22 protein-coding genes are annotated in these 21,194 nt (G+C 51.0%); 2 read left to right on the plus strand and 20 right to left on the minus strand.

Going from position 1 to position 21,194, the window contains the following annotated elements:
- Positions 1-151 precede the first annotated feature (151 nt).
- Positions 152-694 (plus strand): 1,2-dihydroxy-3-keto-5-methylthiopentene dioxygenase, encoded by a 543-nt coding sequence (locus AC0YOA_RS14485; protein ID WP_475787177.1) that lies wholly within the window; start codon positions 152-154, stop codon positions 692-694.
- 98 nt (positions 695-792) lie between these two features.
- Here AC0YOA_RS14485 and AC0YOA_RS14490 read toward each other — a convergent pair whose 3' ends face one another.
- The 6 genes from AC0YOA_RS14490 to AC0YOA_RS14515 all read right to left on the minus strand — a co-directional run bounded on the left by AC0YOA_RS14490 (position 793) and on the right by AC0YOA_RS14515 (position 4,396).
- Entirely contained in the window at positions 793-1,578 is a 786-nt protein-coding gene (locus AC0YOA_RS14490) for an HAD family hydrolase (protein WP_475787178.1), read from the minus strand.
- Between the two features lie 24 nt (positions 1,579-1,602).
- Entirely contained in the window at positions 1,603-2,121 is a 519-nt protein-coding gene (locus AC0YOA_RS14495; RefSeq protein WP_475787179.1) for a hypothetical protein, read from the minus strand.
- 134 nt (positions 2,122-2,255) lie between these two features.
- The gene (locus AC0YOA_RS14500) at positions 2,256-2,606 is read right to left on the minus strand and encodes a VOC family protein (protein ID WP_475787180.1); all 351 of its coding nucleotides are present in this window, start codon (positions 2,604-2,606) and stop codon (positions 2,256-2,258) included.
- Positions 2,607-2,662: 56 nt separating this feature from the next.
- Positions 2,663-3,649 carry an aldo/keto reductase gene (locus tag AC0YOA_RS14505; protein ID WP_475787181.1) on the minus strand — a complete coding sequence of 329 codons (987 nt, stop codon included), beginning with the start codon at positions 3,647-3,649 and terminating at the stop codon, positions 2,663-2,665.
- 56 nt (positions 3,650-3,705) lie between these two features.
- Entirely contained in the window at positions 3,706-3,897 is a 192-nt protein-coding gene (locus tag AC0YOA_RS14510) for a DUF896 domain-containing protein (RefSeq protein ID WP_475770590.1), read from the minus strand.
- Between the two features lie 121 nt (positions 3,898-4,018).
- A complete protein-coding gene (locus AC0YOA_RS14515; protein WP_475787182.1) occupies positions 4,019-4,396 on the minus strand; it encodes a LysM peptidoglycan-binding domain-containing protein in 378 nt (125 codons plus the stop codon).
- A gap of 189 nt (positions 4,397-4,585) precedes the next feature.
- Between AC0YOA_RS14515 and lexA the strand changes: the two genes are divergently transcribed.
- Entirely contained in the window at positions 4,586-5,206 is a 621-nt protein-coding gene (gene lexA / locus AC0YOA_RS14520; RefSeq protein WP_210040539.1) for a transcriptional repressor LexA, read from the plus strand.
- A 110-nt stretch (positions 5,207-5,316) separates the two neighbouring features.
- Here lexA and cdaS read toward each other — a convergent pair whose 3' ends face one another.
- From cdaS to mutL, 14 genes are all read right to left on the minus strand, one after another.
- Entirely contained in the window at positions 5,317-5,946 is a 630-nt protein-coding gene (gene cdaS, locus AC0YOA_RS14525) for a sporulation-specific diadenylate cyclase CdaS (protein WP_475787183.1), read from the minus strand.
- A 146-nt stretch (positions 5,947-6,092) separates the two neighbouring features.
- Positions 6,093-6,464, minus strand: a complete 372-nt coding sequence (locus AC0YOA_RS14530) for a hypothetical protein (RefSeq protein WP_475787184.1) — start codon at positions 6,462-6,464, stop codon at positions 6,093-6,095.
- A gap of 313 nt (positions 6,465-6,777) precedes the next feature.
- Positions 6,778-8,106 carry a type I glutamate--ammonia ligase gene (gene glnA, locus AC0YOA_RS14535; protein WP_475787185.1) on the minus strand — a complete coding sequence of 443 codons (1,329 nt, stop codon included), beginning with the start codon at positions 8,104-8,106 and terminating at the stop codon, positions 6,778-6,780.
- Positions 8,107-8,140: 34 nt separating this feature from the next.
- Entirely contained in the window at positions 8,141-8,551 is a 411-nt protein-coding gene (locus AC0YOA_RS14540; RefSeq protein ID WP_210040531.1) for a MerR family transcriptional regulator, read from the minus strand.
- A 61-nt stretch (positions 8,552-8,612) separates the two neighbouring features.
- On the minus strand, positions 8,613-9,923 hold the full coding sequence (locus tag AC0YOA_RS14545) for a methionine gamma-lyase family protein (RefSeq protein ID WP_475787186.1): 1,311 nt from the start codon (positions 9,921-9,923) through the stop codon (positions 8,613-8,615).
- 29 nt (positions 9,924-9,952) lie between these two features.
- Positions 9,953-11,242: a GTPase HflX gene (hflX, locus tag AC0YOA_RS14550; protein ID WP_475787187.1), complete on the minus strand. Its 1,290-nt coding sequence runs from the start codon at positions 11,240-11,242 to the stop codon at positions 9,953-9,955.
- 25 nt (positions 11,243-11,267) lie between these two features.
- Positions 11,268-12,254 carry an AAA family ATPase gene (locus AC0YOA_RS14555; protein ID WP_210040524.1) on the minus strand — a complete coding sequence of 329 codons (987 nt, stop codon included), beginning with the start codon at positions 12,252-12,254 and terminating at the stop codon, positions 11,268-11,270.
- Positions 12,255-12,422: 168 nt separating this feature from the next.
- Positions 12,423-13,106: a YdcF family protein gene (locus tag AC0YOA_RS14560; RefSeq protein WP_475787188.1), complete on the minus strand. Its 684-nt coding sequence runs from the start codon at positions 13,104-13,106 to the stop codon at positions 12,423-12,425.
- The gene (locus AC0YOA_RS14565; RefSeq protein WP_210040522.1) at positions 13,103-13,660 is read right to left on the minus strand and encodes a ribonuclease FAU-1 family protein; all 558 of its coding nucleotides are present in this window, start codon (positions 13,658-13,660) and stop codon (positions 13,103-13,105) included. Before AC0YOA_RS14565 ends, AC0YOA_RS14560 begins: the two co-directional genes overlap by 4 nt.
- 376 nt (positions 13,661-14,036) lie before the next feature.
- Complete coding sequence (locus AC0YOA_RS14570; protein ID WP_475787189.1) at positions 14,037-16,772, minus strand: PBP1A family penicillin-binding protein; 2,736 nt, start codon at positions 16,770-16,772, stop codon at positions 14,037-14,039.
- 265 nt (positions 16,773-17,037) lie between these two features.
- A complete protein-coding gene (hfq, locus tag AC0YOA_RS14575) occupies positions 17,038-17,280 on the minus strand; it encodes an RNA chaperone Hfq (RefSeq protein WP_210040518.1) in 243 nt (80 codons plus the stop codon).
- An 18-nt stretch (positions 17,281-17,298) separates the two neighbouring features.
- Positions 17,299-18,285, minus strand: a complete 987-nt coding sequence (miaA, locus tag AC0YOA_RS14580; protein ID WP_210040516.1) for a tRNA (adenosine(37)-N6)-dimethylallyltransferase MiaA — start codon at positions 18,283-18,285, stop codon at positions 17,299-17,301.
- The gene (locus tag AC0YOA_RS14585; RefSeq protein WP_475787190.1) at positions 18,282-19,052 is read right to left on the minus strand and encodes a class I SAM-dependent methyltransferase; all 771 of its coding nucleotides are present in this window, start codon (positions 19,050-19,052) and stop codon (positions 18,282-18,284) included. Before AC0YOA_RS14585 ends, miaA begins: the two co-directional genes overlap by 4 nt.
- Positions 19,049-21,166, minus strand: coding sequence for a DNA mismatch repair endonuclease MutL (gene mutL / locus AC0YOA_RS14590; RefSeq protein WP_475787191.1), 2,118 nt, complete (start codon positions 21,164-21,166; stop codon positions 19,049-19,051). Before mutL ends, AC0YOA_RS14585 begins: the two co-directional genes overlap by 4 nt.
- Positions 21,167-21,194 lie beyond the last annotated feature (28 nt).

The raw sequence follows: 21,194 nt of genomic DNA on the forward strand, positions 1-21,194 counted from the left end.
GCAATAGCAAAGCGAAGGCGCAGCGAAAAATCATTAACCTTTAGTTTATCAGATTCACAACCTGCTGAAAAGGTGTTGTCGACAGTCTTGGCGTTTTGTTTTATAATTAATCTGATCGGAATTAGCATCTATAGGAAAGAGGGATTACAACATGGCTGAAATTCGTATCCGCAACACAGAAGAGCGTATATCGGGCGAAGCAAACGTCCGTGAATTTTTGGAAAAACAAGAAGTCTTGTATGAACACTGGAATCCGGGGAAACTGCCTGCCGAGTTACATCAGAAATTCATTCTGACAGATCAGGAGAAACAGCAGATTCTATCCACTTTCGATGAAGAAATCAACGATCTGGCTGCCCGCCGCGGCTACCGGACCTGGGACATTATCGCACTCTCGGATGCGACACCCAACCTCGACGAACTGCTGAAGAAATTCGAGCAGGTTCACACCCATACGGAAGATGAAGTACGGGCTATCACGGCCGGGCGCGGCATCTTCATCATCAAGGGCAGCGACGATGTCGGCTATTTCGATGTTGAACTCGAAGCGGGAGACGTTATTTCCGTTCCCGAACATAAACCGCATTTTTTCACCTTGATGGATAACCGCCAGATTGTTGCCGTGCGCCTCTTTATTGAGACCGAGGGCTGGATTGCCCATCCGTTCGCCGATGAATCCTTCCAGAAGGCTTAATGCCCTGACCACTCATAGTCATATAAATAGACCCGCTTCCAGGGATACACGCTTGAATGTGTATCACAGGAAAGCGGGTCTTTATGATTCCAAAATCTTTATACAAGCAGAGGCAGCAGTTCCTCCAGATGTTTGATCTCATGTGAAGGAATAATGTCGTCGCTGCGTTTCACGCCATGGCGGTTGATCCATACCGAGGTCATGCCAACCGTATTCGCACCGAGTATGTCCGTGGTCAGCTTGTCGCCCACCATGATTCCATCCGCCGGTTCAATCCCCAACAATTCAAGTGAATGCTGAAAAATCGGCGCAGCCGGCTTCCCCTGACCAAATTCTCCGGAAATGATGATATGATCAAAATAAGGCGCAAGCTCCGGTACGCCTGCCAGCTTCTCCCGCTGCAAATCAGGAGAGCCATTGGTGAGCAGCAGCAGCTTGTATTGGCCTTTGAGCTTATCCAGCACGCGGAAGGTTTCTTCATAGATCAGCGGGCGTTTGCGGCGCTCTGCGGGAAACATCTCCGCAAGCTCAGCTCCCAGCTGCTCATCAAGGATTCCCAGAGCCTTCAACCCTCGAGTCCACGCTTCACGCCGGTAAGCGGGAGCCAGCTGCTGCAGCTTTCTGAACTCCTCCTGCTCGCCTTCAAGAAAATTCGCCCACAATCCCTCAAAGGGATTGATCCCGATCATTTTTGTAAAGGCATAGGTGTCATAGGATTCGTACAAAGCCCGGGCTTCGCGCCGGACAGCTTCCTCCAAATCCTGTAGGTTGACGCCAGTCTTATCCGCCGCCGCCTGACAAGTAGCTGTGAAAGCTTCGCTTACACTCCGGTCATCCCATAACAGCGTATCATCCAAATCAAATAGTACCGCTTTTTTGCCCATGACGAATTTCCCCACTCCAGTTCTTTATTTCTCCGCAAACGGAATATTGTTGGCTGCTGCAAAGGTCCGGAGCCGTTCGGTCATTTCATCCGTCGGATAACGGTTGAATAATCGCGAGAATACCCAGCTTCCGCCTTTGGGCTGCTCGATAATAACAGAGCCCTTCTGTACGCTGATTCCTTTGATTGAGCTTAAGTAAAGCGTGCGGTCACCGGCAAAGCGCCGCGATCGAACATAGTCTTTTCCGATTGCCAAATAAGGACGCCTCAATATAAACAGCAGCGCCAGAAAGATATAACAGCCGATCGTGATCCAGAACATGTTTCCGGAATCCTTGTAAGTGCCCTGTGCAATGCTGATCGAGGCGTAGACTGCCGTGAAGACCAGAAGAAAGGCGGGCATTAGAAGACTGCGCCCTTTATATGTATCAATCGGGCTGCTTGCTGTCTTGCTTGCCATCAGAGGCGCCATGCCCTGCTTCTTGCGCTGTTTGTTAAGTTGACTCTGGTTCTTCTGAACCTTTCGTTCCCAGGATCTTGACAATTACGTTCCTCCTAAAAGTTTTGCGAAGCAAAACTTGCATCGTAAGCAATTTCTTGAATTTTACACCTGTCTGCTGCGTGTATTTGTGCCATTCCTGTTCCATCCATTTGCCTGAATGAATGACATGCATCAAATTAAATATGAGCAAGAATGTTAACAAGTTGGCCGAACGGATCGCGGACATAGAAACGACGTACGCCCCAAGGCTCATCAGTCGGACCATACTCGATCGTAAATCCGGCTGTGTTCATGCGTTCGAATGCAGCATCGACATCATCGACCTCAATGGACAAATTAGGCGTAGGCGTGTTGGAACCCCCGTGCTGGGCGAAACTAATTTGAATGCCCATTAGCTCATCAGAACCATAGGTTCCAATCCATCCATGATCCATCAACAAATCGAGGCCGAGAACATCCTGGTAAAAGCTTTGGGCAGCTGCAATATTCCTGGTATCTATGTTGGCGACAATTCGTTTAACCTTCATTGCGCCCCCCAATCACAAGACTTTGTATAATCCACTCTCATTCTTTTGAAAAAGAGTTAAAAAGGCCGGGCGAATTTGGCGATGAAACGATTCGGATACTCGGAAGGAAGCGAGCTAACTTCATCCAGCCGATTCCATATTTCACTTGGCATTGTCCAGCCCACAGCTCCCATATTTTCGGAGAACTGTTCCAATGTGCTGGCTCCGAATATCGGCGATGTGATTCCTTTTCTTTGCAGCAGCCAGGCGAGTGCGATTTGTGCAGGTGTCTTGTCCAGTTCATGAGCGGCTGCCTGGACGGCATCCAGAATGGCAAAGTTACGTTCCGTTGCGCGCAGACCCCATGAACTTTCTCCAACCTTTGACGTCAATTTTCCCGATGTAGGCTCTTCCCTGGAATAACGTCCCGTCAGAAATCCTCCACCAAGCGGAGCCCAGGGAATAACGCCGACATTCTCCTCCAGACAAAGCGACATCATTTCCCGATCCATCTCACGGCTGACCAGACTATACTGCGGTTGAATGGAAATAAACCGGACATAGCGGTTGGCATCGCTGACGGCAAGGGATTTCATCAGCTGCCAGGCAAAAAAATTGGAGCATCCGATATAACGGACCTTGCCTGAAGTGACCAGATCGTCGAGAGCGCGAAGCGTCTCATCTATAGGTGTCAGATGATCCCATACATGAACCTGATACAAATCGATATAGTCAGTCTGCAGACGCTGCAGGCTTTCTTCGACGCTTTGCATAATATGCTTGCGCGAGACGCCCGCCCCGTTGGGATGGTCAGCGGTATTCATCCGCACTTTTGTTGCCAGCACAACCTCTGAGCGAAAATCCTTGATCGCTTCGCCTACGATCTCCTCCGATCGGCCGGAAACATAGACATTCGCCGTATCCAGAAAATTGCCGCCCTGCTCCATAAACTGATGGATCATGCGAATGGAATCGCCTTGACTTGTTGTATTTCCAAAACTCATCGTCCCTAAACAAAGCTCCGAAACGGCAAGTCCACTGCGTCCAAGCAGCTTGATTTGCATCGTTATAACCCCACCCTGCTTATTATTTGGTGAAACCCGGCTTGCCGCAAGCAGTTTTAATGCTTGCCGCCGCTTTCTTCCTCATCTTCCACAAATTTAATCGTTTCGATTTGATTCTTGAAATTTTGCTTGAAGTTCTCCAGATATTTCTGACGCAGAGCATCGCGCTCGATTGTTTCCTCCGGAGTTAATCCGACTGCTTTATTTTTTCGTGACAACTCATTAATCCGTGCAATAAGCTCTTCCAAACCGATACGCTCCTCTCATGATGCTGTAAACATTCACCCTTTACTTTGACATTTTTAATCCTCTATTGTCAAGAAAATACGCCCTTTGTCCTGTAGATGGAAATAAAAAAAGCGGACTGCATCAGTCCGCTGGTATAATCAATGTTTGTCCGGCCATAAGTGTGCTGGAAGTCAGGTTGTTCCGTTCCTTCAAGTCATAGATGATTCGCCGAATATCTTCGCCTTCCTTACGCAGATCCCCTGCTATTTCCCAAAGTGTCTGGCCCTCACTGATCGAGATAACTTTCTCGCCCGCAGCGGGCTCCGCAGGATGCTCGCTCGTTGCACTTCCCTGCATTATAGAAAAACCAACGAATAAGAGGGAGAAAAACAATATTGCCGCTATCAACCGCATCACCAGCTTCTTTGGCCTACTTTTAGCTGATGCAGATTTCATGTAACCTTTATCAGCTTTATTCTCTGAATTCATAGAAGAGTAAGAAGATATTGTTATCATCATTTCCCAGCACCCCAAACGTTTGTTCTGTTTTCGATAAACCGATATTAACACGACCACCCGTTTGCAGTCAACTGCTTTCGGAACATTTGTTCCCCATAAAATACGAACTCTTGTTTCTCGAACTTATGTTTGTACGAACTCCGGTTCTGTGTTATAATTTGACACAAATGAACCTTTGGAGTGATTCTGGTGTCGAAACTATCGAACCGCCAACAGGCGATTCTGGAATTCATCAAGACGGAGGTGCGGGAGAAGGGATATCCCCCATCCGTCCGGGAAATCGGTGAAGCTGTAGGTCTTGCTTCCAGTTCAACCGTTCACGGACATTTGGACCGTCTGGAGAAGAAAGGCTTAATCCGCCGTGACCCGACGAAACCGAGAGCGATTGAGATATTGGATCAAGCGGACAATGAGATTCCTTTTCCAATCGCAATCACCAAAGTTCCCATTGTGGGAAAGGTTACTGCAGGGGTGCCAATTACAGCTACCGAGAACATTGAGGATTACTATCCTCTCCCTTCAAGCAAGGTCGGCGATCATAATGTCTTCATACTTAACGTAATGGGAGAGAGCATGATTGACGCAGGCATTCAGGACGGCGATTATGTCATTGTGCGGCAGCAGCAATCCGCTATCAACGGTGACATCGTGGTTGCGATGACGGAGGATGACGAAGCGACGGTGAAAACCTTTTATCGTGAACGCGATCATATCCGGCTGCAGCCGGAGAATCCGACAATGGAGCCGATACGGCTTCGCAATGTAACGATTTTAGGTAAAGTTATCGGACTTTTCCGCGATATTCACTAAGCGAGTTCTTATGAAGCAGAGACTGGCGTTGCCTTTAGGGCTTCGCCAGTCTCTTTTTGTTTTACATATTGGCTAGCTTCAGGTTTACCTCAAAGTACTCAAAAATACATTTAGACCGTCGTTGGCATGAAAATTGTCTTTATTGGATGGAGTTTTCCCTTGTAGACAAAGGACGCATCCCCGCTTTCTTCCGATACAACCAGTACAAGCGCATCTGTTATTTCGGTCAGTCCGATCGCGGCGCGATGCCGCATTCCAAATTTCTTGTCCACATTCGATGCGTTGGATACAGGCAGGACATTAGCGGCGGAAATAATTTGATCGGATTTGATGAGAACGGCCCCGTCATGCAGCGGATTTCCCGGATAAAAGATCGCCTCCAGCAGGGAATAGCTCAATTTGGCCACAAGCGCAACCCCGGAATGGATGATGGCATCCAGGTTATCATTTCTCTCGATGACAATCAAAGCACCATGCCGGCGCTCCATAAGGTTCTGAATGCATATGGAAAGATCCAAATAGTTGGTTGTAAATGAGGATAAATAACATTGCAGATAGAATGAAGCGGCCAGGGATTCAACTTCTTTAAAAGTTCTGCCAATATTATCAAAGTCACTCAGAAGACAGTGATTTTCAGCATCAATATTATCCAAAATACGCTGTGATTCATTGACAATAAGGTGGATATGCTGTTTCAGCCGTTCCTTTAAAGGAGTCTCATCGCAATTGCCCTGCCCCATTTCATACACCCCGCACACTTTAATTTTTTACCGCCCAGACCCGTCCATGGTACTTTAGTATTGACGAGAAGCTTCAATTTAATTATGACATCAACGAACAAATACCCGCCAGCCGAAGCTCGCGGGGAATGCAGATCAGGGGCAAGCTATAATGCACCTGAGCTTTGGACTATTTTCAACGCTTTGTCATAATCTTTCTCCTCAATGACAACAGTCAATAAAATATCATACCCCGTCACTCTGTTCTCCGGTCCTCCAGAACTGTAACCGCTCGCGCTGACACTCGCTGCAGACAGAATGCCTGCATCCGGCTCTCCAACATCCTCTCCGAGAGTCAAATAGCCAAGTCCCGGAATACTGCTGGTAACCGGGTTTCCAGAGCGGTTAATCCCATCTCCGGGATACCCGTCGATCCGTTCTATCGAACCATCTGCAATCGAAAGAGCCTGGAGCTGCTTCAAAGCTTTTTCCGCTTGCTCCGGACTCTTGAAATAGGCAAGGATGCTTTTTTCTGCCACATTGATAACTCCTTCTCGTCCTGCTGAAATTGTTCATATTCTCATGCTGAAGGCACTTCTTTGAGTTATTAGTCTTAACCAGACAAGCGGCATATTATTACACCTCGTTCCAACGGAAGGTGAACAGGATTTGTTCGAGAATTAAACTATCAAGAGGTATTTTGGGGGCGCTATGGGGGGCGCTATGGGGGGCGCTATGGGGGGCGCTATGGGGGGCGCTATGGGGGGCGCTATCCGAGTGAGCTGTCATTTATCCATATACCCCCAAAGAAAAAAATCCCTCAACGCTAATAGCGCCAAGGGATGTCCGGTTTTAGTACAGAGTCAAATATTGATCGCGTTCCCACTGGTGAACCTGTGTGCGGTACATGTCCCACTCAATTTCTTTCAGTTCAAAGAAATGAGCAAGTGCATGATCGCCAAGAGCGTCACAGACAATGTCATCGCGCAGCATTTCATCAAGCGCTTCCTTGAGGCTCTCAGGCAAGCTTTGAATACCTTCATCGATACGCTCTTCCTCCGTCATAATATAGACATTACGATCGGTTGGAGCAGGCAGCGGAAGTTTGCTTTTGATACCATCCAGACCGGCTCTGAGCATAACCGCCAGTGCCAGATAAGGGTTGGCAGCGGGATCCGGATTTCTCACTTCAATACGGGTGCTGAGACCTCGCGACGCCGGAATACGAATCATTGGACTGCGGTTGCTTGCGGACCATGCTACATAATTTGGCGCCTCATAGCCTGGAACCAGCCGTTTGTAGGAATTGACTGTCGGGTTCGTGATAGCTGCGAATGCGCGGGCATGACGGAGAACACCAGCCATGTAATAACGGGCATCCTGACTTAACCCGACTCTGTCGTTCTCGTCGTAGAACGCATTTTCCTTGCCTTTGAACAGGGATTGGTGGCAGTGCATTCCCGAGCCATTTACGCCAAACAGCGGTTTAGGCATGAAGGAAGCATGCAATCCATGCTGACGGGCGATGGTCTTAACAACGAGTTTAAACGTTTGGATCTGGTCAGCCGCTTTAATGGCATTGGCATATTTGAAATCAATCTCATGCTGGCCCGGCGCGACTTCGTGATGGGAAGCTTCAATTTCAAAGCCCATTTCTTCCAAAGTAAGTACGATCTCGCGACGGCAGTTCTCGCCCAGATCCATCGGTGCAAGGTCGAAATATCCGCCCTGGTCGTTTAATTCGGTGGTAGGTTCACCTTTGTCGTCGGTTTTGAACAGGAAGAACTCCGGCTCTGGTCCAACGTTCATTGCGGAATAACCCAAGTCTGAAGCCTCTTTCAGCGCCCGTTTCAGGATACCGCGGGGATCTCCGGCGAAAGGTGTTCCGTCAGGCATATAGATGTCGCAGATTAATCGGGCAATCCGATCTTCAGCAACCCATGGGAAAATTACCCAAGTATCCAGATCGGGGTATAAGTACATATCGGATTCCTCAATACGGACATAACCTTCAATGGAGGAACCGTCAAACATCATTTTATTATCAAGGGCTTTTTCCAGTTGGCTTACAGGAATTTCCACGTTCTTGATCGTTCCCAGAAGATCGGTAAATTGCAGTCGGATAAATCGAACATTCTCTTCTTTGGTCGCACGCAGGATGTCCTCTCTGGTGTAGCTCACTCAATCATCTCCTCTTCGAATAGTAGTGCGTATTTTACTTTTTGTTATAGAATCGAGACAGTTGGCCTTGAATCATGGAGGCTTTGCCCGGTCTCTTCTCCAGCAGCTGCTGCTTCAGCAGACGATGCAGCTGTGCGTCTGACAATTCACGACGCTTCACCTCAGATTGCTCACTCAGGACAGTCGCTTCCTCCGATTCCTTGGAAACGGGATTCATGACCTGCTTGATACCGGCAATATTGACGCCCTTCTCAATGAGTGATTTGATTTCCAGCAGCCTTTCCACATCATTGAACGAAAATAACCGCTGGTTGCCTCCCGTACGTGCGGGAATAATCAGCTCATGCTGCTCGTAATAACGAATTTGCCGAGCAGTCAGATCGGTTAGTTTCATGACGATTCCGATTGGAAAAAGCGCCATATTTCTACGTATATCGTCAGCCATGTCACATCAACCTTCCAGTATCCGAGATATGCCCCTATTGTAACCCTCTCCCAAAAATCTGTCAAGATGTGTGAGGTTTAATTACAATTAACTCTCGTTCTGCAAGAGTCGACAAGGCCTTCAGAACACCGTATTTGACATGGGCATACGTAAGCCCGCCCTGCATGTAAGCAATGAATGGCTCACGAATCGGAGCATCTGCCGACAGCTCTAAGCTTCCCCCCTGCATGAACGTTCCCGCTGCCATAATGACGGGATATTCGTAGCCCGGCATGTCCCATGGCTCGGGAACTACATGGGAATCAACCGCAGCAGCGCGCTGAATACCCTGGACGAATGCGATGAGCTGTTCCGTGTTTGTAAAACGCACCGCCTGAATGAGATCAGTGCGTCTGGCGTCCCATGATGGATTGGTCTCAAAGCCGATACGCTCGAACATGGCAGCCGCAAACGCACTGCCTCTCAACGCTTGTCCTACCAGATGCGGCGCCAGAAACAATCCCTGGAACATCGCTCGCAGCGTACCGAGTGTAGCGCCGACTTCCCCGCCGATTCCCGGTGCTGTCAACCGGTAAGCCGTTTTCTCGACCGCATCCTTCGTTCCGGCCACATAACCGCCTGTAGGAGCCAATCCGCCTCCCGGATTCTTGATCAGCGAGCCTGCAAGCAAATCCACTCCAACTTCCGTAGGCTCCAGTTCTTCCGTAAATTCTCCATAGCAGTTATCGACAAACACGAGAAGCTCCGGCTTAATAGCTTTTACCCGTTTCACCATCTCGGCTATTTCAGCCACCGTGAAGGAGGAACGCCATTCGTATCCGCGGGAGCGTTGAATCCCGATTACTTTGGTTTTCCCGGAAATGCTTGCGGTGACCCGTTCCCAGTCAATGGAGCCATCTGCGGTCAAATCAGCCTCCGCATACCGGATTCCAAAATCCTGAAGAGAGCCCGTCCCGTCTCCCGGTTTGCCGATCACCTTATGCAGCGTGTCATACGGTCTTCCCGTTATGTACAGCAGCTCGTCACCCGGCCGCAGAAGCCCGAACAAGGCGCAGCTGATCGTATGCGTGCCTGAGACAAAATGCGGACGCACCAGCGCCGCCTCTGCCCCGAAAACATCGGCATACACCAGATCAAGCACTTCACGTCCGCGGTCATTATAGCCATAACCTGTAGATCCATTGAAATGAAAGTCGCTTACGCGGTGTTTTTGAAAGGCCTTAATGACCTTCCATTGATTCCGCTCGGCAATTTTGTCCATCCTGCGAAACACAGGAGCAGCTTGGTCCTCGGCGGCATCCGCCCACTGCTCAAGTGTTCTCCAGTCCTTATTCTCCTGCTCAACCAATTGTTTTGTCGCTCCCCTGATCATATCCGTGCTGTTAGGCTCTTGAAGAACCTCTACTGTTCGGAATAGGCTTCCAGCTTGTACCCGTGCACTTCATAATCCTGTTTATTTAATTCAACAGTCAGTCTGAGCAAATCGCCGTCCACTTCCTGCTTCGTAACTTCTCCGGTCCGGTAAGCTAAAGCGATCAGATCGCCGCGTTCCGCCGGAAGCACAAATGTCCGCGTGTCTCCCGTCATATTCTCCTGGATGGCTTCGAGCAGACGAAGCAGATCATCGGCAGAGAATGCGCTGATTTCCAGAGCATCCAGCCCCTTGGTGGGCAGCATCCCCAATTCATCGCGGTTGTATTTGTCAATTTTGTTGAAAATCGTCAGCTGCGGCTTTCCAGCTGCACCCAGGTCCGTAAGAATCTTGTCCACCACAGCCATCTGTTCGTCCCGCATGGGGGATGAGCTGTCGACGACATGCAGCACAAGATCCGCCTCGAGCACCTCCTCAAGCGTTGCCCGGAAGGCCGCGATCAGGTCATGGGGCAGATTCTGAATAAAGCCGACAGTGTCGGTCAGCACTACTTCTTTGCCGCTTGGCAGCTCCAAGCTGCGCGAGGTCGGATCAAGCGTGGCAAACAACTGATCCTCCACATACACATCCGCCTTGGTCAATTCGCGAAGCAGCGTGGACTTTCCCGCATTGGTGTAGCCCACCAAGGCAACCTGCTGAACACCTGACTTGCGGCGGCGTTCCCGGTGCAGGTTCCGATGGCGGACAAGCTCATCCAGCACAGACTTCAAATCATTGATGCGATCGCGTATATGCCGGCGGTCTGTCTCCAGCTTCGTTTCACCGGGACCTCTCGTGCCAATCCCCCCGCCCAGACGCGACAGATTCTTGCCTTGCCCGGATAAACGCGGCAGCAGATAGCTTAGCTGAGCAAGCTCTACCTGGATAATTCCCTCGCGGGTTTTGGCGCGCTGGGCGAAGATATCCAGAATCAGCTGGGTACGGTCAATGATTTTCAGATCAAGCGCCGCTTCCAGGTTTCTCACCTGCGCCCCGGACAGCTCCTGGTCAAAAATCACTGTAGTCGCCCCAAGCTCCTCTGCTACAGCCCTGAGCTCCTCCACTTTCCCTTTGCCGATAAACCACTTCGGGTCTCTTGTTTCCTTGTTCTGCGTCATGGTGGAAAGCACGTCACTTCCAGCCGTCTCCGCCAGGCTCACAAGCTCCTGAAGGGACAGCTCGGGATCGGCGTCCCCTCTCTTTACCTCGGAAGTAACCAGACTCACAAGTATGACGCGGTCGCGCAGCTCATTGTCTGTATCATATGTTGTTTGTCTCATATCAAGCGCCTACCCTTTCCGGCCTTTATTTCTGTTCCCATTTCAAGTCCTCGGGCCTGATAGCCATTAATTCCATTTTACTTGGCGAACCGCTCGGGTATTGATTCAACAATCTCACCGCTTGATAACGAAAAGCCTTCTCGATCGAATTGCGGACATAACGGGCATTGCTGAACGAATACAGGGAAGCCGTCTTTTCCTGCATAAGGTGCTGACGCAGCTTGAAGAGCGATTGCGGCATCAAGGTATAGTCCCGCTGGGCAGCCATCAGCTCGGCGATTTGGATCAGCTGATCAATGGAATAATCAGGAAAATCAATTTGTATTGGAAAACGTGATGGCAGGCCTGGATTGGTCATCAGAAAATCCTCAATTTCCAGAGGGTAACCGGCCAGGATCAGCACAAACTGATTGCGGTGATCCTCCATGGCTTTGACAAGTGTATCGATAGCTTCCTTGCCAAAATCCTTTTCTCCGCCCCGGGCCAGACTGTAAGCCTCGTCTACAAAAAGCACGCCGCCCAGAGCTTTCCGCACGAGATCACGCGTTTTCTGTGCCGTGTGGCCAATATATTCGCCAACCAGATCAGCCCGCTCCACTTCAATCAAATGTCCTTTTGTAAGCACGCCCATTTTGTTCATTAGTTTGGCTATGATACGGGCAATGGTCGTTTTTCCCGTTCCGGGATTGCCTTTGAATATCATATGATAAACATGCGATCCCCCGGACAAGCCTACATCCGAGCGCATTCTGCTGATTTGAAGCAGCGCAAAAATTTCATAAACCAGCAGCTTGACATTCTCAAGTCCCACCATAGGATCGAGCTCGCGTTGAATCTCGGCGTACGGGTCGTTGGCAGGAATAGCTTTAAGAGCAGATGCGGCAGGTTCCGTCTCCAGCGTCTGGGCGGAGCTTGCAGACGCGTTAGGCTCCTGGCCGCGCAGCACGACATTGATTTGTCTTGAGGGCCTGGAAGCACCGGACTGCCCTGAAGATACGACACGTTCGTTCATCTATACGATCACCCATCCTTCGCATCCACATAATCGGTCATCATGCGTGCGAGAGGATACAAGGACCGCTTAAAGCTCGCATGCGCCGCTTGATCCATTGTATTCTAGCGAAACCAGCCATATTAACAGTTTCCAAAGACAAGGTCGGGAATGATGTTTAAATGGTGTTTAGAAGAGTGTATCCGGAGACTGAAGACCGAAGCGCAGCAGCAGAGAATCCAGCTTCCACTTGGTGAATGCCAGCAATTCACGCGACTGGTTCTTCGCGACGGAAAGCACCTGCGATTTGAAGCCCACTACAACTGCATCAGGATAACCGACATATTTGGCAATGTCAGCTGCCCTCGCAGAATGATAATCATGCGTAACGATGAGCAGGCTGTCCCAGCCCTTCCCTTCGGCAAGCGGTTTGCTGAACAGTAAATTCTCATAGGTGCTTCTTGCATCCTTTTCAAGGATCAACTGGCCAGCCGGGACTCCTTTTGCGACCAGGTAGTTTTTCATACCTTCCGCTTCTGTAATTGTCGATCCGTTATGGTCATGTCCGCCGGTTAATATAAATTGCTTCGTTATGCCCTGCTTGTACAAGGTTAGCGCATAATCAAGCCGCTCCTTTAGTCCAGGGCTCGGAACATTATCCCACAACGCCGCTCCAAGCACGATCGCAGCATCGGCTTTGGGAATCGGCTTTGGCATTTCATAGCTGTTGATGAGCCAGAACAAGTAACCGAACCAGAACGCAGCAAATGCCGCCACCCAAACAGCGATTCGCAAAATAATTCTGATCATGCGGAATTTTTTGCGGGATCGCTTTTTGGCGCGCGGCTTTGACTTCACAACTTGGGTTCTCAAGACTCGCTCACTTCGCCGCTCTGCATGACGAGGGCTTTGCGGTGCTTCAGGCTGAGTGTGAAATATCGGAATCGTCCGCTCCGGATGGTGGACAGGACCTTCCCGGCCGTTTTGCGGGCGAGAGCGGCATCCTTATTCGTAACCACTCCCTGCTGCAAAGCCTCTTCAAGTTCGTCCTCGTCGAGCAGAAAAACTTCTCCGCTGGGCAGAACGACAACATCCAGATACAAATCATCAAACCAGGGAACCTGCTGGTCCGTCAGTCCCTGAGTTTTGCAGATATCGATATACCATTGAACGACACGGTTCTTGTCATCAAACATCGTGGTGACGACGAAATGCTCGCCGCGGGGAAAATGCTGCATCCATAGATATCCGCGGTCTGCCAAACAAAGCTTTCGTCCGTTATATTCTTTCCACAGCGGCTCACGCAATTCGTGAATGCGGTATAACGTCACCATTCCTTTAAACTCATCGCCGTCCATATTCATGCTGGTATAGCTTCTGCGGAGAATGCGGCGCCAGTTGGCTCGGTCAGAAAATTTTCGTTTCATACGGAACGACCTTTCCGTTAGGATCACTTAAAGAATTAGGCATCTGCAAAAGAATAGACAGCTCTGAGAAGAAACAAACACCCGCTCCTTGCAGCGGTATGCCGGTCAATTCCCAACTGAAGTATCATAAAAGGTCAAGTGTAAAAACCAACCATTTATAATATTTCAAAAAAAGCTTACCATAACTTCTCAACCATCTCCAGCAGACTTGATAAATAACTCATTTTTGGTTTAAGCAAGGCAGCCGCATATGCAAGGGACTTTCCTGCCCTTATTATATGGCGGGAGGTAACATCTGTTGCTCAACAATAGGTTCTATATAGAACTATTGTGCCTCAATGCGGTGTTACTAAACCAGAAATGTAAAGGTTGCTATTTATCCTGCAGCGTTTGGATCGGTGACGTCCTCTCCTCCATCAGGAGGAATAATACCGTCCGTCCCTTCAACTGCGCCCTGATTCCCGTTTCCCCCGAGATTTAAGCCGTCAAATGTTTGCTGCCCCTCCGTTCCGCTGCCGTCGTCCGGCACATTGCTGTCAGGCGGGTTCCCGATACCTGGATTCATCGTTCCATTATCCGGATTCTGTCCGCCATTGCCAGGGATTTCCGGATTACCGCTGCCTGGATTGCCGTTGCCGGGTCCGTTATTCCCTGGACCGCCATCGCTGCCCGGATTGCCGGTGCCCGAATCGCCATTGCCCGGATCGCCGGTGCCGCCATTGCCGTTGCTGCCGGTGCCATCTTCCGGGATGCCGATACCGCCATTGCCATTACCTCCATTACCCGGATTGCCATTGCCCGGATTGGATGGATCTATGGGATCGGTTGGCGCATTGGGATCAAGGGGAGGAACCGGTTCATCCGTGACCGGGGGATTCAGCTCCTCCGGCGGTATCTCCACCTTCACCGTTGCCGATGGGGCGCTCTCCAGTTCTTCCTTGGCATTATAAGCCGTCACATAATACTCATAGGAGAGTCCCGGAGCAACATTCATATCATCAATTCCGGTCGCTACCAGCGAATCCATTAAGCGTGTAAACTGCGGCTCATTGGCTTCTTTGCGATAGACACGGTACGTATTATCCGCGCCATCCAGCGCATCCCAGGATAAGGTGACCGTTACGCTTGCCGGATCGTATACCGCATTCAGGTTCTGAACGGTTGTCGGCGGTTTCGGCTCATCTACCTGAATATCCGGCGGTTTCTTAAAGTCGTTTACCGGCATCCCTTTCATTGCCGGCTCCATGACTTTTGCGAACAAAGCGGCTGATTGACCGCTGCTTTGCTTCAGCAAATGCTCTTTGTCCGTTTTGTCATAGCCCATCCATACAATGGCCGTCCATTCCGCAGTAAAGCCGGAGAACCAGGCATCGCGGTTATAGCCGGAGCTGTAATTGGGAATGCCATGCTGTGTTGTTCCGGTTTTGCCCGCAACAGGACGGTCAATTCTGGCTCCTGTTCCCGTTCCGCCTTTCTCCAGGACGCCCTGCATAATATCCGTCATGTAATAAGCGGTTTCCTTCTTCATTACCTGCTTCGCTGCAGGCGGATCGTACTCATAAACGGTCTCGTCATTTGTATCTACAATCTTCTGCACCGTATGAGGATCAACGGATTTGCCGTCATTGGCAAAGGCGCTGTATGCCGCCGCCATCTGAAGCGGCGTCACGCCATTCGTGAGCCCGCCAAGTCCAATCGCCAGATTGCGGTCTTTCTCCTCGTCGAGATGAAAGCCCAGCTTGTCGGCAAAATCAAGTCCTGTCTTCACGCCAATCTCATTGAGCAGCCATACCGCAGACGCGTTGCGGGATTCCTTGATGGACTGCCGGATGGTGATCGGTCCGATATATTTGTTCCCATTGGAGTCGCTCGGGCAGTAATCGCCGTAGCATTTCTTCTCATCCAGCACAGTCGACCACGGGAACCAGTCCCCAGAATCGATTGCCGGCCCATAGACGGTAATCGGCTTGAAGCCCGACCCCGGCTGACGCGGCACATTAACACGGTTCAAGCCTTTCTTCTCGTAATCGCGGCCTCCGACGAGACCCTGAATGTTCCCGTTGCGGTGATCGACAATAACCATCGCACCCTGCACCTGCTGATCATCCACGCTTTTCTCGAAATTATCCGGATCTGCGAATTCTTTTTCCATAATGGATTGCGCAGTCGTGTTGAGCGTCGTGTAGATTTTATAACCGCCCTGGCGCAGCTCCTCTTCGGTCAAACCTGATTTATCCTCTGCCTCACTGACCACAAAATCAATAAAAGCGGGATATTTCTGGCTGTTGGCCGTCGCGGTGTTCGGATTATATACTTTCGCATTTGCCTCATCCATCTGTTCCTTGGTGATATAGTGTTGATCATACATCAACTGGAGCACGACGGACCGGCGCTCCTTGGAACGCTCGGGATCGCTGATTGGATTATAATTGCTCGGCGCTTTCGGAATGCCGGCCAAGGTCGCAATCTCCCACAGCTCCAGCTTGTCTAGCGGCTTGTTGAAATAAACCTTCGCAGCCGCCTTGACGCCGTAAGCGGTTTTGCCAAAAAAGATACGGTTCAAATACATCGTTAATATTTCATCTTTTGTTTTCTTATGCTCAAGTGCAACGGCAATCGAAGCCTCCGTCGCTTTCCGGAAGAACGTTTTATCCTGCGTTAAAAACAGGTTTTTGGCCAATTGCTGCGTAATCGTACTTCCGCCCTCGGCCGCGCTGCGTGATACAACGTCCTTTACCAGCGCCCGGCCGATTGACCATAAATCGATACCGGAATGTTCTTCGAAACGCCGGTCCTCAGTTGCAATGAACGCATCTCTCATCATTTCGGGAATTTCGGCAAATTCCACATTTTCGCGATTTTCCCTGTACAGCTTGGTCACTCCCTGGCCGTTCGCATCATAAATGATCGAAGCCTCGGGCATCTCGAATTTATCCTGGTTGTCCGCGAGAATCCGTTCTCCGTTCAAAATAACTAACAAGTATGCAATAATCCCGCAAATAATGGCGACAGCGCCGGTAAAAAACAACCAGACTGCAGCCTTCTTGCCCGAAAATTTTTTCTTTGCTTTTTTCTTTACCGGTTTCTTCTTGGTGCGCGGTGCATCAGCCATAGCCCGGTTCCCCTCCTGCTCGCAGCGAGTGATCTCTCGCTTTATGTGTATACGTCTATAGTGCTTAACTACTGCAAAAGCAATCCATCCTGGAGCAGATTTACCCAAGCTGCAGCAAGCGTACTCATCGGCGGCCGCAAATAAACGAATATTGGGCCATAAACGAAAAGAACAACCCTGCACGTGGGCGGGTTGCTCTGTCGTGCCGCTATCCAATTAAACGAAACCCGTTTAGAAAAAGTTTCAAAACGGATTGGTTGAAGGCTTATGCCTCGTTGTTCGTGTCCTGCTGGACCAATGATACATTGCGCTGTGGGGTAAACGTGGAAATCGCATGCTTGTACACCATCTGCTGGCGTCCTTCACTATCGATGACGATGGTGAAATTGTCGAATGCTTTGATGACTCCGCGAATCTGGAACCCATTGGTCAAATATACCGTAACCGGGACGCTGTCTTTACGCAATTGGTTCAGAAACGTATCCTGAATGTTGATTGATTTGTTCATTATCCGTTACCCCCATCATTAAAAAGATTGGTTAGAAGTATATTCAAGCTCGCCCCTAAACTTTCCTGCTATTATATCATGAATTGCAAGCAAATTCTTGTGAAAATTTTCAGATGAATCGATCCAGTGGATATCCTTCATTCTTCGAAACCAGGAGAGCTGGCGTTTGGCATACCGGCGCGTATCCCTTTTGAGCAGAACGATTGCTTCTTCCAGCGACAAATGGCCTTCAAGGTAGAGGGCGATTTCCTTGTAGCCCAATCCCTGCATGGAGACTGCGCCGGGCTTGACGCCCTGCTGCAGAAGGCCTCTCATTTCGTCGACCAGCCCATCGGCAATCATCGCGTCCACTCTTTCGTTGATGCGGGCGTAGAGCATTGCACGGTCCATGGTAAGCCCGAGGAAGCACAATTCATAAGGCGAGATCCTCTTCTGACCCTCCAGCTGTGCGGAATGAGTGATTCCCGTCAGATGAAGGACCTCCAGGGCGCGTATGATGCGGCGCTGATCATGGGGATGCAGCCGCCCGGCAGACTCGGGATCGACAGCCCGGAGCCGCGCATGAAGCGCCTCGGCGCCATGGCTCAAGGCATAATTCGCCTGCTCCTCCCGGAAAGCTTCATCCGACCCGCTGTCGGCAAATTCATAGCCGTATGCGACGGATTCCACATATAGGCCAGTTCCCCCGACGATAAACGGAAGCTTCCCGCGGCTCGTAATATCCCGGATCAAATCCGCGCAGCGATCCTGAAACTCAGCCACGGAGAACGGATAATCGGGATCACAAATATCAATCAAGTGATGAGGTATGCCTTCACGTTCTTCTTCCTTGATTTTGGCCGTTCCAATATCCATCCCTCGGTATACCTGCATGGAGTCTCCGGATATAATCTCGGCATTCCACGACTTGGCAATTTCCAGGCTCATACGTGTTTTGCCTGCAGCTGTGGGACCGATAAGCACAAGCAGCCGCGGCTTCGTATTGAGGTTGTTGTCGGCGCTCATCGCGTATTGATCACTCCATAAGCAATTTTGTTTGCATGTTCTCTGGTAAAGCCCAGGCGCTCGAATTCACGGCTGTCCTTATGTTCTTTCATCACGACTGATTTGCGGGCAATCCGGACAGCGTGTGCGACTGATTCAGGATCGAGCGGTAGCGGATTGGCAAGTCCGCGCAGCGGTACAATTGAAGATGAATCGTGAAGCGGCCTTCGGAACATGGGATCAAAATAGACAATATCGACACTCTTGTCAGGCTGTTCAGCCAACCAAGTCTTGTGATCGATGCAGCGCATTTCGATCCGGCGAAGCGCCTCATTCACATCAGAGTGGCTGGTTTGATAGCTCTGCAGGCCCTCTCTGACAACAGCGAACAGCACCTGCTCGCTTTCCAGCGCGGTAACCCTGCCTTCCTGGCCCACGGCGTACGAGAATACGATGGCATCCGAGGCGAGGCCAGCCGTGCAATCCACCACATGATCGCCCGGCCGGCAGCCGGTCAACTGAATCAATGGATCTATCTCGCCCTTGCGCATCCGCTTGACTCTGACATAAGCCATGCTGGGATGGAAATACAGCGGATTGTCCGATTCCTCATAATAACGCAGTCCGCGGTCATCTGCAACAAGGAGGCAGTTATCCCTATAGCGCAGCCGCAGCCGCGTCAGGGATTCCTGCTTGCGCGCAACAAAACGGGCGCCCAGCTCGCTTGCCAGTGAAGCGGCATAATCCTCGAGCGCGGAAGATGGCTTATGCGGGGTGGTGATGATCATGACATCACCCGCTTGAACATTTTCTCCAGCTGATAGGTCGATATATGCACAACGATCGGTCTCCCGTGAGGACAGGTATAAGGCTGCCGGCAGCTGGCAAGCCGCCGGATCAGACCTTCCCCCTGCTCGCGGGTCAGGCGGTCATTCGCTTTGATCGAAGCTTTGCAGGAGCACATGATGGCCGATTTCTCGCGCAGCTTCCCGATGTCTACGCCCGCTTTTTCACTCAGCAGCCACTCTATCATTTCCTCAATGACCGACTGCTCGTCTCCTACCGGCAGCCACTGCGGGTATGCGCGAACAAGAAAAGCATGATTGCCAAAAGGCTCCAGCTCAACTCCAGCCTTCTCCATAACCGGCAAACGGTCTCGCAGCGCCGCCGCTTCGGTGGGCGTGAATTCCAGCGTAATCGGCACCAGCAGCTGGGTGCTGGCCTGCTCGGGATGGCTGAACTTCTCGAAATAATATTCATAATGAATGCGCTCATGGGCCGCATGCTGATCAATCAGGAACAGCCCGTCCTCATTTTGCGCAACAAGATATGTGCCATGGAGCTGCCCGACCCAGTAAAGCTCGGGAAACAGCCCGTTGCCTGATGGCGACTCGGACATGCTGCCAGCTGAGCCGGCGACGCCGGAGGCATCACCTGATTCAGGAGGAAGAAAGGAATGTTCCGGCCTGTCCGTCTCCGAAAATGACGTTTCTTCGCCGCTCCCGGAATCTCCGAATATATGGAGAGCAGGCTCGCTGCCTGTCATACCGGTCAATCCTCCGGCAACCGTTGCGCCTGGTTTCCGCTCTACCAGCGCACCTGCGGCCGTTTCCCGGATTACATTATCGCTGCGCGCCGCAGGCGGCGCATAAAGCCTCTCCGTCGCGTCTCTGGGAATAACCGTGCGTCCGCTCTGCCAATCAAGCGAGCCGCGTCCGGCAGCGGCTCGCGACGGCTGCGTACTGCCGCCCGGTATACCGGGCGCATTCCCCCTTTGCGGTTCATCGCGGATATCCCCGGCCGAGCTTATTCTGACATCCGGCGAGGCCGACGGCTCCGGCTGGTGGAACGATATCCGGTCCTGAACAAATGCGGGCTTCGAACGCTCGTTCGCGGACGGGCCTGGAATATGGCGCTCCTTGCCGAGCGCCTCGACGATGATTTGTTCAATAAATTGGCGGAGCTCAGGCTCCTTGCTGAAGCGCACTTCCATTTTGGAGGGATGCACATTGACATCCAGCAGGCTTGGATGCATCCCCAGCTCCAGCACGGCAAACGGATAACGGTTAATGGGCAAAAGCGTATGGTAAGCCTGCATAATTGCCTGATTGATGATATAGCTTCTGATATAACGGCCATTGACGACAATGGTAATCCCGTTACGGTTGGCCCTGGTTTGCTCCGGCTTGGATATGATACCGCGCAGGTCATAATCCGGATGCTCTCCTTCAATGGCCAGCATGGCTTTGGCTGTTGTCGTCCCGTATATCGCGGCAAACGTCTGCAGGCGGTCACCGCTGCCCAGTGTGCGCAGCAGGAGTCCGCCATTATGCTTGAGCGTAATCGCGATACCGGGATGCGCGAGCGCCAGCCGGTTCACATAATCGGCAATGTGGCCGATCTCGGTCTGGATGGTCTTCATATACTTCAGACGGGCCGGTGTATTGTAGAATAAGTCCCGAACGGAAATATCCGTCCCTTGCGGAGCATTATGCTCCTCATTCTGGACAATGCCGCCTCCCTCAATAACGAGTCTCCTGCCAAGTCCGGTTGCATCCGGTGATGAAATGCACTCGACCTTGGCAACCGCAGCGATACTTGGCAGCGCTTCGCCGCGAAAGCCCAGGCTTGAAATACGGAACAGATCCTTGCCGGAGGAGATTTTGCTGGTTGCATGGCGGTAGAACGCCATGGAAATATCCTCCGAATCAATCCCGGAGCCGTTATCCGTGACGCGGACCAGCGTCAAGCCCCCCTCCTCAATCACGATGTCTATCGTCGTGCTGCCTGCGTCAATCGCATTCTCGACCAGTTCCTTCACTACCGAAGAAGGCCGCTCCACGACCTCTCCCGCCGCAATCTGATTCGCCAACTGCTCATCCAGCACATGGATTTTAGCCACAAGGGCCACCTCCCTTTAACTCTCGATC

Source organism: Paenibacillus sp. JT22N12, from assembly GCF_056269365.1.

Bases quoted from the DNA above. Each gene is read 5' to 3' on its own strand.
- AC0YOA_RS14485 (WP_475787177.1), top strand. From the start codon at position 152: ATGGCTGAAATTCGTATCCGCAACACAGAAGAGCGTATATCGGGCGAA.
- AC0YOA_RS14490 (WP_475787178.1), bottom strand. From the start codon at position 1,578: ATGGGCAAAAAAGCGGTACTATTTGATTTGGATGATACGCTGTTATGG.
- AC0YOA_RS14500 (WP_475787180.1), bottom strand. From the start codon at position 2,606: ATGAAGGTTAAACGAATTGTCGCCAACATAGATACCAGGAATATTGCA.
- AC0YOA_RS14505 (WP_475787181.1), bottom strand. From the start codon at position 3,649: ATGCAAATCAAGCTGCTTGGACGCAGTGGACTTGCCGTTTCGGAGCTT.
- AC0YOA_RS14515 (WP_475787182.1), bottom strand. From the start codon at position 4,396: ATGATGATAACAATATCTTCTTACTCTTCTATGAATTCAGAGAATAAA.
- cdaS (WP_475787183.1), bottom strand. From the start codon at position 5,946: ATGGGGCAGGGCAATTGCGATGAGACTCCTTTAAAGGAACGGCTGAAA.
- AC0YOA_RS14540 (WP_210040531.1), bottom strand. From the start codon at position 8,551: ATGGCTGACGATATACGTAGAAATATGGCGCTTTTTCCAATCGGAATC.
- AC0YOA_RS14545 (WP_475787186.1), bottom strand. From the start codon at position 9,923: ATGATCAGGGGAGCGACAAAACAATTGGTTGAGCAGGAGAATAAGGAC.
- hflX (WP_475787187.1), bottom strand. From the start codon at position 11,242: ATGAGACAAACAACATATGATACAGACAATGAGCTGCGCGACCGCGTC.
- AC0YOA_RS14555 (WP_210040524.1), bottom strand. From the start codon at position 12,254: ATGAACGAACGTGTCGTATCTTCAGGGCAGTCCGGTGCTTCCAGGCCC.
- AC0YOA_RS14565 (WP_210040522.1), bottom strand. From the start codon at position 13,660: ATGAAACGAAAATTTTCTGACCGAGCCAACTGGCGCCGCATTCTCCGC.
- AC0YOA_RS14570 (WP_475787189.1), bottom strand. From the start codon at position 16,772: ATGGCTGATGCACCGCGCACCAAGAAGAAACCGGTAAAGAAAAAAGCA.
- hfq (WP_210040518.1), bottom strand. From the start codon at position 17,280: ATGAACAAATCAATCAACATTCAGGATACGTTTCTGAACCAATTGCGT.
- miaA (WP_210040516.1), bottom strand. From the start codon at position 18,285: ATGAGCGCCGACAACAACCTCAATACGAAGCCGCGGCTGCTTGTGCTT.
- AC0YOA_RS14585 (WP_475787190.1), bottom strand. From the start codon at position 19,052: ATGATCATCACCACCCCGCATAAGCCATCTTCCGCGCTCGAGGATTAT.